This is a genomic window from Nocardioides daeguensis (assembly GCF_019192965.1).
In the GTDB taxonomy this organism is placed as follows: domain Bacteria; phylum Actinomycetota; class Actinomycetes; order Propionibacteriales; family Nocardioidaceae; genus Nocardioides; species Nocardioides daeguensis.
This window is the reverse complement of the sequence record NZ_JAHTKU010000013.1, coordinates 1-15,813: the sequence shown is the minus strand read 5'-3', so window position 1 is coordinate 15,813 and position 15,813 is coordinate 1. Positions and strand designations below refer to the sequence as shown.

Sequence of the window (15,813 nt, the reverse complement as noted above, 5' to 3'; positions counted from 1 at the left end):
GACCGCGTAGGGACGCTCCCGTCGCTGGCACAATGCGCCCATGGTGCGCAGGTGGCTGTCCTCGCTGGTCCTGCTGGCCGCTGTGCTGCCGGCTGCTGCCTGCGTCCGCGACGTGGCCCCCTCGGATTCCCGCGCGCCGCAGTGGGACGGATCCGGTTCGCTCCCGGTCGGCAGGTCGGAGCACAGCATGTCCGTCGACGGCATCGACCGTGCGTTCGTCGTCTACCGTCCCGCCGGCACGACCCGGGACTCGCCCACCGTGCTGGTGCTGCACGGCGGCTACGGCACCGGAGCCCAGTCGGAGTCGCGGTACGACTGGGATGCGGCCGCCGAGCGGCACGGCTTCGTCGCGGTCTTCCCCGACGGGTGGCGCCGTTCCTGGAACGCGGGCGGCGGCTGTTGTGGCGCCGCGGGTCGCGAAGGCGTGCACGACGTGGCGTACCTGCAGGCCCTGGTCGCCAGCCTGCCCGTCGACCAGGGGCAGGTGTACGCGGTCGGGATGTCCAACGGCGGCATGCTCGCCCAGCGCCTCGCCTGCGAGACCGACCTGCTCGCCGGTGTGGCGGTGGTCGCCGCGACGGCGCTCGTCGAGTGCCGGGCCCCGGCCGCCCTGTCGGTCCTCGACCTGCACGGCACCGACGACGAGGTCGTGCGCTACGACGGCGACCGGGGTGATCCCTACGGACCGCGCAGCGACCCGGTCGACGGGCTCCCGGTCGAGGAGCTGCACGACCGGTGGCGCCGGGCGGGTGACTGCGGTCCGGACACGCTCTCCCACGACGGTGACGTGATCGTCCGCACCGCCGCCTGTCCGTCGGGCCGCCGCGTCGTGCTGCGCACCTACCCGGGGCTCGGGCACGCCTGGCCCGACGACGCCACCGAGACGATCTCGTCGTTCATCGCCGGCCGCGGGTGAGCACGCGCTCGCCCCTCAGCCGCCGTCGTAGGCCGCCAGCAGCCGGTCCGCCGCGAGGGGGGCGGTGAGCTCGCCGGCGAGCAGGGCCGCGCGTACGTCGGCCTGGACCGCCTTGACCCCGGCGCTGTGCCGCAGCCGCTGGTCGAGCTCGTCGCGCACCAGCGCCCAGGTGAAGTCGAGCTGCTGCTCGGCCCGCTTGTGGGCGAGCCCGTCGGCGCCGAGGTGCTCGCGGTGCAGCAGGACCTGGGCCCACACCTCGTCGACCCGGGCACCGGTGAGACCGGAGCAGGTGACGACCGGCGGCGCCCACTCGGCGTGTCCACGGACCAGGCGCAGCGCCCCGGCCAGGTCGCGCGCGGCGACCCGGGCCTCCTGCTCGCGCGCCGGGTCGTCCGGGTCGGCCTTGTTGACCGCGATGACGTCGGCGATCTCCAAGATGCCCTTCTTGATGCCCTGCAGCTGGTCGCCGGTGCGGGCCAGGGTGAGGAACAAGAAGGTGTCGACCATGCCGGCCACGGTCACCTCGGACTGACCGACGCCGACGGTCTCGACCAGCACGACGTCGTACCCGGCGGCCTCGAGGACCGCCATCGCCTGGGTGGTCGCGCGAGCGACGCCGCCGAGGGTGCCCGCGGACGGCGAAGGCCGGATGAACGCGTTCGGGTGGGCCGAGAGCGTGGCCATCCGGGTCTTGTCGCCGAGCACCGAGCCGCCGGTGCGCACCGAGGACGGGTCGACGGCGAGGACACCGACCTTGTGCCCGGCGGCCGTCAGCTGGCCGCCGAGCGCCTCGATGAAGGTCGACTTGCCGACGCCGGGCACGCCGGAGATGCCGACCCGGACGGCGGGCGGCCGCCCCGCGGTCGAGGCGTCCGCCGCCAGTCGGGTGAGCAGCTCCCGCGCGGTCTGCCGGTGGCGCGGCGCGGTCGACTCGACGAGCGTGATGGCCCGCGCCATGGTGGCGCGGTGCCCGGCACGCAGCCCGTCGAGCAGGTCGTCGACCTGCATCACCATCAGTGACCGAGCGACGCGCGCAGCCTCGCCAGCAGGTCGAGCGCGGACTCCGCGATCACCGTGCCGGGAAGGAACACCGCGGCGGCGCCCATCTCCTTGAGGGTCGGGACGTCGTCCGGCGGGATCACGCCTCCGATGACGACCATGATGTCGTCACGGCCCTGCTCGGCCAGCGCCTTCTTCAGCGCGGGGAGCAGGGTGAGGTGGCCGGCGGCGAGCGACGACACACCGACGATGTGCACGTCGGCGTCGATCGCCTGCTGCGCGACCTCCTCGGGCGTGGAGAACAGCGGGCCCACGTCGACGTCGAAGCCGAGGTCGGCGAACGCCGACACGACGACCTTCTGGCCGCGGTCGTGGCCGTCCTGGCCCATCTTGGCCACCAGGATGCGGGGCCGGCGGCCCTCGTCCTCGGCGAACTCGTCGGTCGCCTGCCGGGCCTGCGTGACGAGGGTGTCCCCCTCGCCGTCGTTGGCCAGGTTGGCCTCGTCGCGGTACACGCCGCTGATCGTACGGATCACGGCCTGGTGCCGCCCGTAGACCTTCTCGAGAGCCTCGGAGATCTCGCCGACCGTGGCCTTGGCGCGCGCCGCGCCGACGGCCAGGTCGAGCAGGTTGCCGTCGCCGCTCTCGGCGCTGCGGGTGAGCGCGTGCAGGGCGGCCTCGACGTCGTCGCTGTCGCGCTCGGCGCGCAGCCGCTCGAGCTTGGCGACCTGCTGGCGGTAGACCTCGTCGTTGTCGACCTTGAGGACCTCCAGCGGGTCCTCGGCCGGCAGCCGGAAGGTGTTGACGCCGATGACCTTCTGCGAGCCCGAGTCGATCCGCGCCTGGGTGCGGGCGGCGGCCTCCTCGATGCGCATCTTGGGGATGCCCTGCTCGATCGCGGCGGCCATGCCGCCGGCGGCCTCGGCCTCCTGGATGTGCGCCCACGCGCGCTCGGCGAGGTCGTGGGTCAGCTTCTCGACGTAGTAGGAACCGGCCCACGGGTCGATGGAGTACGTCGTCCCGCTCTCCTGCTGCAGCAGCAGCTGGGTGTTGCGGGCGATGCGGGCGGAGAAGTCGGTCGGCAGCGCGATCGCCTCGTCCAGCGCGTTGGTGTGCAGCGACTGGGTGTGGCCCTGGGTCGCGGCCATCGCCTCGATCGCCGTCCGGCCGACGTTGTTGAAGACGTCCTGGGCGGTCAGCGACCAGCCGGAGGTCTGCGAGTGGGTGCGCAGCGACAGCGACTTCGGGTTCTGCGGGTCGAACTGGCGGACCAGCCGGCTCCACAGCGCCCGGGCCGCGCGCATCTTGGCGACCTCCATGTAGAAGTTCATGCCGATCGCCCAGAAGAAGCTGAGGCGGGGCGCGAACTGGTCGATGGTCAGGCCCGACTCGAGACCCGCGCGGATGTACTCGACGCCGTCGGCCAGCGTGTAGGCGAGCTCGAGGTCGGCGGTCGCCCCGGCCTCCTGCATGTGGTAGCCGGAGATCGAGATCGAGTTGAACCGCGGCATCTTCTGGCTGGTGAACGCGAAGATGTCGGAGATGATCCGCATCGACGGAGCCGGCGGGTAGATGTAGGTGTTGCGGACCATGAACTCCTTGAGGATGTCGTTCTGGATGGTCCCGCTCAGCTGCTCCGGCTTCACCCCCTGCTCCTCGGCCGCCGCGATGTAGAGCGCGAGCACCGGGAGGACCGCGCCATTCATCGTCATCGACACCGACATCTGGTCAAGCGGGATGCCGTCGAACAGGGTCCGGGTGTCGTAGATGGAGTCGATCGCCACGCCGGCCATGCCGACGTCGCCGCGCACCCGCGGGTGGTCGGAGTCGTAGCCGCGGTGGGTCGCGAGGTCGAAGGCGACCGAGAGGCCCTTCTGGCCGGCCGCGAGGTTGCGGCGGTAGAAGGCGTTGGACTCCTCCGCGGTGGAGAAGCCGGCGTACTGCCGGATCGTCCACGGCTGCGTGGTGTACATGGTCGGGTACGGCCCGCGCAGGAACGGGCTCAGGCCCGGGTAGGTGTCGAGCGCGTCGAGGCCCGCGAGGTCCTCAGGGCCGTACGACGGCGCGATCTCGATGCCCTCGGGACTCTTCCAGGCCTCGGCGTGGGCAGGTGACGGTGCGAGCTTGCGAGCCTCGGAACCGCCGAGCGGGAGTCCCGCGAAGCTCTTCGGAATCGTCATGCCAGCTTCTCCCTCGTCGCAGTCAGGAACGCCAGGGCGTCGACACCCAGGGCGGCGGCGTCGTCGACCTCCGCGTCCACGGCGTCCGGCTTGCCGGCGATGATCACGTGCTGGGCACCGGCCTCGCGCAGGGCGGCGATCGCGGCGGCACCCCACTCCCCGTAGGCGGCGTCGGTGCCGGCCAGGCACACGACCGGCTGCCCGGCGTACGCCGCCACCAGCTCCTCGACGCCGGAGGTCGCGCCCGCGACCTCGACCGCGATGCCACCGGCGGCGAGCAGGTTGCTCACGAAGGTGGCGCGGGCGGTGTGCTGGGCGATGGTGCCCAGCGTGGCGAGGAAGACCGGCTGGGTGGCCGGCTCGTCGCGCAGCGCCTCGAAGGAGGCGCCGTAGCGGCGGACCCGGTCGTTGAGCGGGTCGGCGGCGCGCTCGGGCAGGGTCTCACCGAGGTTGGGGAACTCGCTGAGGCCGGTCAGGGGGCGCTTGCGACGCGCGATGTCGGCCTCCCGCTTCGCGACGACGGCGGCGATCCGGGCCCGGAACGGGTCGAAGTCGTGGCCGTCCTCCCACTCGGACTCGAGCTGCTGGAACTCCGCCCAGCCGGCCGCGGCGAGGTCGGCGGTGAGCTGCTCGACGGCGTACGCACCGCCGGCCGGGTCGGCGACCGCGGCGACGTGGGACTCGTCGATGAGCAGGTGGTTGACGTTGCGGGCGATCCGGCGGCCGAAGGCGTCGGGACGGCCGTTGGCGCTGTCGAACGGCAGCACCGTGACCGCGTCGGCGCCGCCGACTCCGGCGGCGAAGGCCGCGACGGTGCCGCGCAGCATGTTGACGTAGGGGTCGTACTTGCTGAGCATCGGCCGGCTGGTGACAGCGTGCTGGCGCTGGGCGACCGGCGCCTCGACCCCGCTGAGCTCGAGCACCCGCGCCCAGAGCACGCGCGCCGCGCGCAGCTTGGCGATGGTCGGGAACTGCTCGTCGGTGGCGGCGTAGCGGAACTCGACCTGGTGGGCCGCGTCCGCGACCGAGAGGCCGTGGTCGGTCAGCCAGCGCAGGTAGGCGACGCCGACGGCGATCGACCAGCCGAGCTCCTGCGCGTCACTGGCGCCGAGGTCGTGGGCCGCGGTGGCGTCGACGACGATCGCACGGACGTCGTTCTGGTTCGCCTTGCGAGCCAGCGTCTGCAGCTCCGCGACGGCCTCGTCGACCGCCAGCGGGATGTCGCGCAGCATGACGCCGAGCGGGTCGATGCCGAGGTTGCTGTCGGGGTGCTTGGCACCGGGCAGGGCCAAGAAGGCCTCGGCGACCGCGGTCGTGGCCGACGGGGCGTCGAGGACGACGGGCGCGAGGTCGAGCAGCACGTCCTTCAGCGTCGCGGCCACGTCGGTGTCGGCGTCGGCTGCCAGCCACAGGCTGGTCACGCCACCGTCGAGGTCGACCAGGGCCGCCTCGTTGGCGAGCCTGGCGTCGGGGCCGGCGACCAGGCTGCGGATGTCCCACGCGCCGTGGCGGGTGGGACGCACAGCCGTTGCGGGAGCGCCGGGCAGGCCGAGCGGCGTGATGCCGATGCCGTCGAGGGTGGTGCGGGTCAGCCTGTCCCACACGGCGCTGTCGGGGTCGCTGTCGCCGAGCTTGCGCGTCTTGCGCAGCACGGCGGCGGTGGCGGCCTCCCACTCGGCGCGCGTGTGCGCGTCCTCGGGCTGCGCCAACGTCAGGGGCGAGTCAGTCACAAGGGGCAAGCCTATCCGTGACAGCGCCTCTGTCACCGAGGTGTGAGATATCTCCGGCTACCCGGTGGTAGCCGGAGGGCTGCCAAACGGCCGCTAGGTTCTGTCCATGAAGGTGCGCGATCCCGAGGGCCGGACCTGGCGGGTCACCCGCCGCTGGCTGCCCTGGCGGCCGCGCCGCCGTGGGCTCGGTCCCGAAGAGCCCGCGGCGCCACCGCCCACCCCCTACGATCCACCGCGTGAAGGTGCGTGACCCCGAGGGCCAGACCTGGCGAGTGACGCGGCGCTGGGTGCCGTGGCGGCGACGGCTGCGGGCGCCGGACTCCGGTCACTTCGACGGGCTCAACGGCCTCGGCGACGACCCGGTGAGCGCGATCATCGCGATCATCCTGCTGATCATCGCGCTGCCGTTCATCCTCCTGGCGCTGTTCGTGGCCTTCGAGTTCCTGCTGCTCCTGCTGCTCATCCCGTTCGCCGCGCTCGCCCGGGTCACGTTCGGCGCGCACTGGACGATCGAGGCGCGCCGGGGCTTCACCATCTGGTGGGACGCCCCGTCCGGTGGCTGGCGCGAGAGCGGCGAGCAGATCCGCACGCTCGCCCGTGCCATCGAGGCGGGCCAGCTGCCGGCACGGACCGTGGGCGGCGAGTGAGAGGCTGATCCACCGGTCCGGCTGGTGGGTGTCAGCGGGTTGCGATGTCGCAAGAGCCGCATGATCTGGTGATCGCGGTGGATCGCGTCAACCTGGTTGATGGGATCAACCGCGCTACCCGGAACGGGACGAAAGCCGGCCGCGCGCGAACCGGCGGCCTCAGGCGTTCGCGGACCAGTCGGGCAGCTGCTGGAGCGACCACCGGTTGCCGTCCGGGTCGGCGAAGGAGACGAAGCGTCCCCACGGCAGGTCCTGCACCGGCGTCACCTCGATGCCGCGCCCGGTGAGGTCCGCGCGGGTCGCGTCGGCATCGGCGACCACCATCTGCAGGTTGTCCAGCGACCCCGGCGCCATGCCCGTCAAGCCCTTGCCGATCGCGATCGAGCAGGCTGAACCGGGTGGCGTGAGCTGCACGAACCGGACCTCCTCGCTGACCGTGTGGTCGTGGTCGGCGTGGAAGCCGGCCCGGACGTAGAACTCCTTGGCCCGGTCGACGTCGGTCACGGGAACGGTCACCAGCTCGAGCTTCATGTCCATGGCCACCACGCTAGGCATGAGCACCGACAACCGTTCACCCCGACGCAACCCGGCCGGTGGCGTCCCGCCATGTCGACCGCGCAGCGTTGGCGCCATGAGGATCGTCCTGGCCACCGAGTCGTTCTACCCGGCACTCGACTGCACCACCACGACCCTGAAGGCGACGGTCGACCGGTTGGTCGACCGGGGCCACACGGTGCGGATCATCGCGCCGGGCCCGGGCCTGGCGAGCTACCGCGGCTGCGACGTGGTCCGCGTCCGCCCGCTCGAGCCGACCGGCGCCCAGGTGCGCGACGCGATCGAGGAGTTCGCGCCCGACCTGGTGCAGGTCCACTCCCCCCGTGCCGTGGGCCGCAAGGCGCTCAAGCACGCCGGCCGCGCGGGCGTCCCGACCCTGGCCGTCGAGCAGTCGCCCGTCCTCGACCTGGCCGCCGACTACTGGCGGGCCAAGGTCGCCGACCGCGCCGACCGGGTCCTGGTGACCTCGTCGTGGATGGTGGGCCGGGCCGCCGAGCTCGGCGTCGAGGCCACGCTCTGGGAGCCGGGCGTCGACCCGCTCGCGTTCACCCCGACCCTGCGCGACCCGTGGCTGCACCAGTCCTGGTCGCGGTCGAGGTCCGGCACCGGCCAGGTCGTCGTCGGCTACGTCGGCGGGCTGCACAAGGCGGCCGGCGTACGGCGCTTGGCGGCGCTGGCCGACGTCCCCGGCATCCGGCTCGTCGTGGTCGGCGCCGGCCCGGACCGCGAGTGGCTGGCCCGGCGCCTGCCCCACGCCCGGTTCACCGGCCCGCTGTCGGTGGGTGACCTGACCGTCGCGCTGCCGACTCTCGACATGCTGGTCCACCCCGGCGAGCACGAGACCGACTGTCACGCGCTGCGCGAGGCGGGCGCGTCCGGTGTTCCCGTCGTCGCCCCGCGGGCCGGCGGTGCCGTCGGGGTGGTCGACCACCTCGAGACCGGCGTCCTGTACGACGCCGGCGACTCCCGCGACCTGGTCCGGGCCGTGGCCGCGGTGGCGGCCGACCCGCACCGCCACCTGCTGGGTGCGGCCGGCCGGGAGCGGGCGTTGCGCCGTACCTGGGCCGACGCGGTCGACGAGCTGGTCGCAGCGGCGTACCCCGCTCCGGCGCCGGTCGTCGCCTGAGCCCGGGCGCGCCGGACCCGTCAGCTGACGATGCCCACGACCAGGTTGATGGTCGTGGCGATGATCGCCGCGCCGAAGACGTACGAGAGCAGACAGTGCCGCAGCACCACCGCGCGGATCGCTCCGTTCTGCACGGCGGTGTCGGAGACCTGGTAGGTCATCCCGAGGTTGTAGCTGAAGTAGAGGAAGTCCCGGAACGCCGGCGGCTCGATGGTGTTGAAGTCGATCCCGCCCGGGACGTCGGTGTAGTAGAGGTGCGCGTAGCGGGTGGAGTACATCAGGTGCAGGGAGGCCCAGGCGGCGAACACCCCGCCCAGTGCGACGGCCGCGTCCGCACGGCCGGTGACCGAGCTGCCGGCCAGCAGCAGGGCGACCACGCCGCCGAGGCCACCGAGGGCCGCCGCACCGATGACGACCTCGTCGACGCCGGGGCTGAGGTCCTCGTGGGTGGCGTTGACCCGGGTGGCCGCGGCATCCATGGGCCACAGCACGACCCAGCCGAAGACCACGTAGACGAGTCCCGCGACGGCGATGGCCAGGAGCACGCCCAGCTGCATGTCGACGAGCGAGCCGAGCAGCGCCGCCCCGCCACCGGCTCCCACGGCCGACAGCAGCCGCGGCCATGCGGTGGCGATCAGGGGCGGGCGCTTCACGCCACCGAGACTAGGGCGTGCGAAGCGGGCTGCGCCGTAGGGTGACGGCCATGCTGCTGCGCCGCCTGGAGTACCTCGCCGCGCTGGCGCGCGAGGGCCACTTCGGCCGGGCCGCCGAGGCCTGCCACGTGACCCAGCCCGCGCTGTCGGCGGGCATCCGCAAGCTCGAGCAGGAGCTCGGCGTGCAGGTCGTCAAGCGGGGCCAGCGGTTCGAGGGCTTCACTCCCGAGGGCATGCAGGTCCTGCACTGGGCGCAGCGGATGCTGGCCGAGCGCGACTCCTTGGACCAGACGATCGCGGCCATGCGGGGCGGCCTCACCGGCACCCTGCGGATCGGCGCGATCCCGACCGCCCTCACCGTGGCCTCGCAGCTGACCACGCCGATGCGCGAGCAGCACCCGCTGACCACGTTCTCGCTGCTGTCGATGTCGTCGCGCGAGATCGTGCGCCGGCTCAACGACTTCGACATCGACGTCGGCATGACGTACGTCGACGGCGAGCCGCTCGGCAAGGTGCGCGTCGTGCCGCTCTACCGGGAGCGCTACCACTTCCTGACCCCGGCCGACGGCGAGCACGGAGCGGCCGAGTCGGTGACCTGGGAGGAGGCCGCCCGCGCACCGCTGTGCCTGCTGACCGCCGACATGCAGAACCGGCGGATCATCGACGGCCACCTCGCCGACACCGGCATCGACAGCACCGTCGTGGTGGAGACCGACACCGTGTCGGCGCTCTACGCGCACGTCGCGTCGATGGGCCTGTCCAGCGTGGTGCCGCACGCCTGGCTGCCGACCTTCGGGGTGCCCGAGGGGCTGCGGGTTATCCCGCTGCCGAAGCCGCGGCGTACCCACCAGGTCGGCCTCGTCCTGCCCGGCCACGGACCGGAGTCGCTGCTGGCCCGGGCGCTGGTCGAGGCCGCGCGCGGGATCGACCTCAGCGGCTGAGGGCCGGCTCCAGCCGCACGATCACGCCCTTGGACGTGGGCGTGTTGCTGACCTCCGCCACGCTGTCCAGCGGGACGAGCACGTTGGTCTCCGGGTAGTAGGACGCTGCCGAGCCGCGCGCCGCCGGGTAGGCGACGACCCGGAAGCCCTCGGCCCGACGCTCGCTGCCGTCGGTCCAGATGCTGACGATGTCGACCAGGTCGCGGTCGGCGAGGCCGAGCTCGGCGAGGTCGTCGGGGTTGACCATGACGATGCGGCGGGCGTCGTGGATGCCGCGGTAGCGGTCGTTCATCGCGTAGGGGATGGTGTTCCACTGGTCGTGGGAGCGCAGGCTCTGCAGCACCAGGTGCCCGGGCGGCGGCGCGATCATGTCGAGGTCGTTGCAGGTGAAGACGGCCTTGCCGCTCGGTGTCGGGAAGCGGTTCTCGTTGACCGGGTTCGGCAGCCGGAAACCGCCCGGTACGGCGACGCGCGCGTTGAAGTCGTCGAAGCCCGGCACCACGCGGGCGATCCGGTCGCGGATCGACGCGTAGTCGGCCTCGAATTCCTCCCAGGGGATGGCGCCGCCCTCGCCGAGGGTGCGCCGGGCCAGCCGGCTGATGATCGCGACCTCGCTGAGCAGGTCGGGCGAGGCGGGGTCGAGCCGGCCGCGGGACTGGTGGACCTCGCTCATCGAGTCCTCGACGGTCACGAACTGCTCGCCGCTCGCCTGGACGTCGCGATCGCTGCGGCCCAGTGTCGGGAGGATCAGCGCGGTCTCGCCGCACACGGTGTGCGACCGGTTGAGCTTGGTCGAGATCTGCACGGTGAGGGAGCACGCCCGCAGGGCGGCCTCGGTCACGTCACTGTCAGACATGGCCCGCACGAAGTTCCCGGCCACGCCGACGAAGACACGCGCCTTCCCGTCGCGCATCGCGCGGACGCCCGCGACGGAGTCGTAGCCGTGGTGACGCGGCGGCTCGAAGGAGAACTCGCGGCCCAGCGCGTCGAGGAAGCTGTCGGGAGCCCGCTCCCAGATGCCCATCGTCCGGTCGCCCTGGACGTTGCTGTGCCCGCGCACCGGGCACACGCCCGCGCCGGGACGGCCGAGGTTGCCGCGCAGCAGCAGGAAGCTGACCAGCTCGCGGATCGTGGGGACGCCGTGCCGGTGCTGGGTCAGGCCCATCGCCCAGCACACGATGACCTTCTGGGCGGCGAGCACCTCGCGGTGCACCCCCTCGATCTCCGCGCGGGTCAGCCCGGTCGCCTCGAGGACGTGCTCCCAGGTGACGGTGCGGGTGTGGGCGGCGAACTCCTCGAAGCCGATCGTGTGGGCTCCGATGTAGGCGTGGTCGAGCACGGTGCCGGGAGCCGCGTCCTCGGCCTCGAGCAGCAGCCGGTTGAGCATCTGGAACAGGGCGAGGTCGCCGCCGGGGCGGATCTTGAGGAAGACGTCGGCGATCGGCGTACCGCGGCCGACGACGCCGCGCGCCTTCTGCGGGTTCTTGAACCGGATCAGGCCGGCCTCGGGCAGCGGGTTGACCGCGATCACCCGACCGCCGTTGCGCTTGGTCTCCTCGAGCGCGGTCAGCATCCGGGGGTGGTTCGTGCCCGGGTTCTGGCCGACGACGAAGACCAGGTCGGCCTCGTGGATGTCGTCGAGCGAGACGCTGCCCTTGCCGACGCCGAGGGTCTCCCCCAACCCGGAGCCGCTCGACTCGTGGCACATGTTCGAGCAGTCCGGCAGGTTGTTGGTGCCGTAGGAGCGGGCGAAGAGCTGCAACAGGAAGGCGGCCTCGTTGCTGAGCCGGCCCGAGGTGTAGAACATCGCCTCGTCGGGCGAGCCGAGCGCGTTGAGCTCGTCGGCGACGAGGCCGAGGGCCTCGTCCCAGCCGATCGGTTCGTAGTGGGTCCCGCCGGGCCGCTTCACCATCGGCTCGGTCAACCGGCCCTGCTGGTTGAGCCACATGTCGGACTTGGTGTCGAGCTCCGCCACGGAGTGCGCCGCGAAGAGCTCCCGGGTCACCCGGCGGGTCGTGGCCTCGTCGGTGACGTGCTTGGCGCCGTTCTCGCAGTACTCGTTCTTGTGGCGGTGCTTCGGGTCCGGCCACGCGCAGCCCGGGCAGTCGATGCCCTCGGATTGGTTGAGGCTGAGCAGGGTGAGCAGCGTCCGCCTCGGGCCGGCCTGGGCCAGGGAGTACTCCATCGCGTGGGCGACGCCGGGGACGCCGGCGGCGTAGGTCTTCGGCGGGGTGACCGTGAGGTCGTCTGGGGGATCCACGTCCGGCCGCGTCTTGCTCACCCCCGCAGGGTCTCTCGCACGATCCGCCTCGTCAAACATCACTGGTCCCATGGCTTGATAAGCAACGTTGATCGCGATCGGCGTGCTCGCCGGAACGCTCGCCGGGCGAGTAAGGCTTGCCTTACGTGCCTATCTCACATGATCCGCGTCACCTACCGGTCAGTAGCGGGAGTAGCGTGGCCCCCCGTGGCATCGACGACGCGTCCTCAACTGGTGAAGGGCAGCCGTGCAGCACGCACGACCATCGCCCTGAAATTGCTCATGGCCGTGAGCGGCCTGCTGTTCATCGGCTTCGTGCTGGGGCACATGTACGGCAACCTCAAGGCCTTCGCAGGGGAGGACTCGTTCAACGAGTACGCCCACCACCTGCGCGAGCTCGGGGAGCCGATGCTCCCCCACGAGGGCTTCCTCTGGATCATGCGCGTCGGCCTCATCGTCGCCGTCATCGTGCACATCGCGTGCGCGGCGATCCTCGCCAGCCGCGCGGCCAAGGCCCGCCCGGTGAAGTACGTCGTCAAGAGGAACGCCGGCTCGTCGCTCTCCTCGCGCACCATGCGCTGGGGCGGCGTCGCGATCCTGTTCTTCATCGTGTGGCACCTGCTCAACTTCACCATCGTCAAGATCAACCCGAGCAACGGCGACACCGGCGGCACCAACCCGTACGCCCTCGTCGTCGACACCTTCGACACCTGGTGGATGACGGTCATCTACCTGCTGGCGATGGTGGCCCTCGGCCTCCACCTCCACCACGGCACCTTCAGCTCGCTGCAGACGCTGGGCTTCACCAACTCGGCCACGTCGCGGGCCCGTGCCCGCGCGGCCGGCTGGGTCGTCGCCATCGTGGTCGCCGGCGGCTTCTCGCTGGTCCCGCTGTCCGTGCTCGTCGGCATCATCGAGAAGTAAGGGGCCAACGAACATGGCTGCAGGAACTCACTACCTCCCCGGTCTCACCCCGACCAACGAGCCGTCGGTCCAGACCTCCGACGACGCCGCGGGCTACTACGAGCTCGGCGAGAAGCTGGTCGACACCAACGCGCCCACCGGCCCGATCGCCGAGCGCTGGACCACCCGCAAGTTCGAGAACCGCCTGGTCAACCCGGCCAACCGCCGCAAGCTCGACATCATCATCGTCGGCACCGGCCTGGCCGGTGGCGCCGCCGCTGCCACGCTCGGCGAGGCCGGCTACAACGTGAAGTCGTTCTGCTACCAGGACTCCCCGCGCCGGGCGCACTCGATCGCCGCCCAGGGCGGCATCAACGCGGCCAAGAACTACCGCGAGGACGGCGACTCGACGTACCGCCTCTTCTACGACACCGTGAAGGGCGGCGACTACCGCTCGCGCGAGTCGAACGTCTACCGCCTCGCCGAGGTCTCGGCCAACATCATCGACCAGTGCGTCGCGCAGGGCGTCCCGTTCGCCCGCGAGTACGGCGGCCTCCTCGACAACCGCTCCTTCGGCGGCGTCCAGGTCTCCCGCACGTTCTACGCGCGGGGCCAGACGGGCCAGCAGCTGCTCATCGGCGCCTACCAGGCCATGGAGCGCCAGGTGGCGGCCGGCACGGTCGAGCAGTTCACCCGCCACGAGATGCTCGACCTGATCGTGATCGACGGCAAGGCCCGCGGCATCGTCGCGCGCGACATGGTGAGCGGCGAGATCGAGACCCACCTCGCCGACGTCGTCGTGCTCGCCTCCGGCGGCTACGGCAACGTCTTCTACCTGTCGACCAACGCGATGGGCTCCAACGTGATGGCGGCGTGGCGTGCGCACCGCAAGGGCGCCTACATGGCCAACCCCTGCTACACGCAGATCCACCCGACCTGCATCCCGATCTCGGGCGCGCACCAGTCGAAGCTGACGCTGATGTCGGAGTCGCTGCGCAACGACGGCCGGATCTGGGTGCCCAAGAAGGCCGAGGACTGCGACAAGGACCCGCGCGACATCCCCGAGGAGGACCGCGACTACTACCTCGAGCGGATCTACCCGTCGTTCGGCAACCTGGTCCCCCGCGACATCGCCTCGCGGGCGGCCAAGTACATGTGCGACGAGGGCCGCGGCGTCGGTCCCGCGATCGAGGAGCAGCAGCCCGACGGCACCACCAAGATGGTGCGCCGCGGCGTCTACCTCGACTTCGCCGACGCGATCAAGCGTCTCGGCAAGGACGGCGTCGAGGAGAAGTACGACAACCTCCTCGACATGTACGAGCGGATCACGGGCGAGAACCCGTACGAGGTGCCGATGCGCATCTACCCCGCCGTCCACTACGTCATGGGCGGCCTGTGGGTCGACTACGAGCTCCGCTCCAACATCGACGGCCTGTTCGTGACCGGTGAGGCCAACTTCTCCGACCACGGCGCCAACCGCCTCGGCGCCTCGGCCCTGATGCAGGGACTCGCCGACGGCTACTTCGTCCTCCCGAACACCATCCGCGAGTACCTCGCCGACGGCCCGTTCGAGAAGATCGACGACAGCCACCCCGAGGTCAAGGCCGCGCTGGACGCGGTCAACGAGCGCGTCGCCAAGCTGATGTCGATCAACGGAACCCGCTCGGTCGAGTCGATCCACAAGGAGCTCGGCGCGATCATGTGGGAGTACTGCGGCATGGAGCGCACCGAGGAGGGCCTCAAGCTCGCGATCGAGAAGATCAAGGAGCTCCGCAAGGAGTTCTGGACCAACGTCCGCGTGCTCGGCTCCCCCGACTCGCTCAACCAGGACCTCGAGAAGGCCAACCGCGTCGCCGACTTCATCGAGCTCGGCGAGCTCATGTGCATCGACGCCCTCAACCGGCGCGAGTCCTGCGGCGGTCACTTCCGGGCCGAGTCGCAGACCGAGGACGGCGAGGCGCTGCGCCACGACGAGGAGTTCGCCTACGTCGCGGCGTGGGAGTGGGGCGGCGACTCCAACGAGGGTGGCAAGCCGGTGCTGCACAAGGAAGACCTGATCTACACCGCTATCGAGCTCAAGCAGAGGAGCTACAAGTGAAAATCACGCTCAAGGTCTGGCGTCAGGAGAACGCCGCAGCCAAGGGTGCGATGCACACCTACGAGCTCGACGGCGTCTCCTCCGACATGTCCTTCCTGGAGATGCTCGACCTGCTCAACGAGCAGCTGGTCACCAGCGGCGAGGAGCCGGTCGCGTTCGACAGCGACTGTCGTGAGGGCATCTGCGGCATGTGCTCGCTGATGATCAACGGCCAGGCGCACGGCCCGGAGGTCACCACGACCTGCCAGCTGCACATGCGCTCGTTCAACGACGGCGACACCATCACCATCGAGCCGTGGCGCGCCGAGCCGTTCCCGGTGCTCAAGGACCTGGTCGTCGACCGCTCCGCGTTCGACCGGATCATCCAGGCCGGCGGCTACATCTCGGCCAACACCGGCTCGGCCCCCGAGGCCAACTCGGTGCCGGCGCCGCGCGACAAGGCGATGCGGGCGTTCAACGTCGCGACCTGCATCGGCTGCGGCGGCTGCGTCGCCGCCTGCCCCAACGGCTCCGCCTCGCTGTTCCTGGGTGCGAAGATCACCCACCTCGGCGAGCTGCCGCAGGGGCAGCCGGAGCGCTGGTCGCGCGTCGTCGACATGGTCGGCCAGCACGACCACGAGGGCTTCGGTGGCTGCACCAACATCGGTGAGTGCGCCGCGGCCTGCCCGAAGGAGATCCCGCTCGACGTGATCTCGCAGCTCAACAAGGACCTGCGCACCGCGCTGAAGAACGGTCACTGACCGCTCCCCGTCCGCGGCCGGGCCCGCGCCGCCCCGTGGGGCCGGGGCGGGCGCCCTGTTTCACA

The 15,813-nt window shown here is 71.4% G+C and carries 13 protein-coding genes; 7 read left to right on the top strand and 6 right to left on the bottom strand.

The annotated features are described in order from the left end of the window. Positions 1-40: 40 nt before the first annotated feature. Positions 41-916 (top strand): CE1 family esterase, encoded by an 876-nt coding sequence (locus KU893_RS11635; protein ID WP_218234534.1) that lies wholly within the window; start codon positions 41-43, stop codon positions 914-916. 15 nt (positions 917-931) lie between these two features. Here KU893_RS11635 and meaB read toward each other — a convergent pair whose 3' ends face one another. Genes meaB through KU893_RS11620 form a run of 3 tightly spaced genes read right to left on the bottom strand, consistent with a single transcriptional unit; the run spans position 932 to position 5,825 of the window. Beyond that, positions 932-1,924 (bottom strand): methylmalonyl Co-A mutase-associated GTPase MeaB, encoded by a 993-nt coding sequence (gene meaB / locus KU893_RS11630; RefSeq protein WP_372449693.1) that lies wholly within the window; start codon positions 1,922-1,924, stop codon positions 932-934. 5 nt (positions 1,925-1,929) lie between these two features. After that, positions 1,930-4,095 (bottom strand): methylmalonyl-CoA mutase, encoded by a 2,166-nt coding sequence (scpA, locus tag KU893_RS11625; RefSeq protein ID WP_218234532.1) that lies wholly within the window; start codon positions 4,093-4,095, stop codon positions 1,930-1,932. Continuing rightward, complete coding sequence (locus KU893_RS11620) at positions 4,092-5,825, bottom strand: methylmalonyl-CoA mutase family protein (RefSeq protein ID WP_257441603.1); 1,734 nt, start codon at positions 5,823-5,825, stop codon at positions 4,092-4,094. Before KU893_RS11620 ends, scpA begins: the two co-directional genes overlap by 4 nt. A 236-nt stretch (positions 5,826-6,061) precedes the next feature. Here KU893_RS11620 and KU893_RS11615 point away from each other — a divergent pair, with 236 nt between their 5' ends. Beyond that, positions 6,062-6,472, top strand: a complete 411-nt coding sequence (locus tag KU893_RS11615) for a hypothetical protein (RefSeq protein ID WP_218234530.1) — start codon at positions 6,062-6,064, stop codon at positions 6,470-6,472. A gap of 159 nt (positions 6,473-6,631) precedes the next feature. On the opposite strand, the gene KU893_RS11610 is transcribed toward KU893_RS11615, so the two are convergent. Beyond that, complete coding sequence (locus KU893_RS11610) at positions 6,632-7,009, bottom strand: glyoxalase superfamily protein (protein WP_218234529.1); 378 nt, start codon at positions 7,007-7,009, stop codon at positions 6,632-6,634. 94 nt (positions 7,010-7,103) lie between these two features. Between KU893_RS11610 and KU893_RS11605 the strand changes: the two genes are divergently transcribed. Further along, positions 7,104-8,153 (top strand): glycosyltransferase, encoded by a 1,050-nt coding sequence (locus KU893_RS11605; RefSeq protein WP_218234528.1) that lies wholly within the window; start codon positions 7,104-7,106, stop codon positions 8,151-8,153. A 20-nt stretch (positions 8,154-8,173) separates the two neighbouring features. Here the strand turns inward: KU893_RS11605 and KU893_RS11600 are convergent, their stop codons facing one another. After that, the gene (locus KU893_RS11600) at positions 8,174-8,806 is read right to left on the bottom strand and encodes a DUF1345 domain-containing protein (protein ID WP_257441601.1); all 633 of its coding nucleotides are present in this window, start codon (positions 8,804-8,806) and stop codon (positions 8,174-8,176) included. A 50-nt stretch (positions 8,807-8,856) separates the two neighbouring features. Here KU893_RS11600 and KU893_RS11595 point away from each other — a divergent pair, with 50 nt between their 5' ends. After that, positions 8,857-9,747 (top strand): LysR family transcriptional regulator, encoded by an 891-nt coding sequence (locus KU893_RS11595; RefSeq protein WP_218234527.1) that lies wholly within the window; start codon positions 8,857-8,859, stop codon positions 9,745-9,747. Here the strand turns inward: KU893_RS11595 and KU893_RS11590 are convergent. After that, positions 9,737-12,028: an FdhF/YdeP family oxidoreductase gene (locus tag KU893_RS11590; protein ID WP_257441600.1), complete on the bottom strand. Its 2,292-nt coding sequence runs from the start codon at positions 12,026-12,028 to the stop codon at positions 9,737-9,739. The two genes, KU893_RS11595 and KU893_RS11590, sit on opposite strands and share 11 nt — an antisense overlap. A gap of 186 nt (positions 12,029-12,214) precedes the next feature. Here KU893_RS11590 and KU893_RS11585 point away from each other — a divergent pair, with 186 nt between their 5' ends. The 3 genes from KU893_RS11585 to KU893_RS11575 are packed head-to-tail and all read left to right on the top strand — an operon-like array spanning position 12,215 to position 15,748. Then, positions 12,215-12,931 carry a succinate dehydrogenase cytochrome b subunit gene (locus tag KU893_RS11585; protein ID WP_257441599.1) on the top strand — a complete coding sequence of 239 codons (717 nt, stop codon included), beginning with the start codon at positions 12,215-12,217 and terminating at the stop codon, positions 12,929-12,931. 13 nt (positions 12,932-12,944) lie between these two features. Then, positions 12,945-15,008: a fumarate reductase/succinate dehydrogenase flavoprotein subunit gene (locus tag KU893_RS11580; protein WP_218234524.1), complete on the top strand. Its 2,064-nt coding sequence runs from the start codon at positions 12,945-12,947 to the stop codon at positions 15,006-15,008. Further along, complete coding sequence (locus KU893_RS11575) at positions 15,005-15,748, top strand: succinate dehydrogenase/fumarate reductase iron-sulfur subunit (protein WP_218234523.1); 744 nt, start codon at positions 15,005-15,007, stop codon at positions 15,746-15,748. Before KU893_RS11580 ends, KU893_RS11575 begins: the two co-directional genes overlap by 4 nt. Positions 15,749-15,813: the final 65 nt, after the last annotated feature.

Bases quoted from the DNA above. Each gene is read 5' to 3' on its own strand.
- KU893_RS11635 (WP_218234534.1), top strand. From the start codon at position 41: ATGGTGCGCAGGTGGCTGTCCTCGCTGGTCCTGCTGGCCGCTGTGCTG.
- meaB (WP_372449693.1), bottom strand. From the start codon at position 1,924: ATGCAGGTCGACGACCTGCTCGACGGGCTGCGTGCCGGGCACCGCGCC.
- scpA (WP_218234532.1), bottom strand. From the start codon at position 4,095: ATGACGATTCCGAAGAGCTTCGCGGGACTCCCGCTCGGCGGTTCCGAG.
- KU893_RS11610 (WP_218234529.1), bottom strand. From the start codon at position 7,009: ATGGACATGAAGCTCGAGCTGGTGACCGTTCCCGTGACCGACGTCGAC.
- KU893_RS11605 (WP_218234528.1), top strand. From the start codon at position 7,104: ATGAGGATCGTCCTGGCCACCGAGTCGTTCTACCCGGCACTCGACTGC.
- KU893_RS11595 (WP_218234527.1), top strand. From the start codon at position 8,857: ATGCTGCTGCGCCGCCTGGAGTACCTCGCCGCGCTGGCGCGCGAGGGC.
- KU893_RS11580 (WP_218234524.1), top strand. From the start codon at position 12,945: ATGGCTGCAGGAACTCACTACCTCCCCGGTCTCACCCCGACCAACGAG.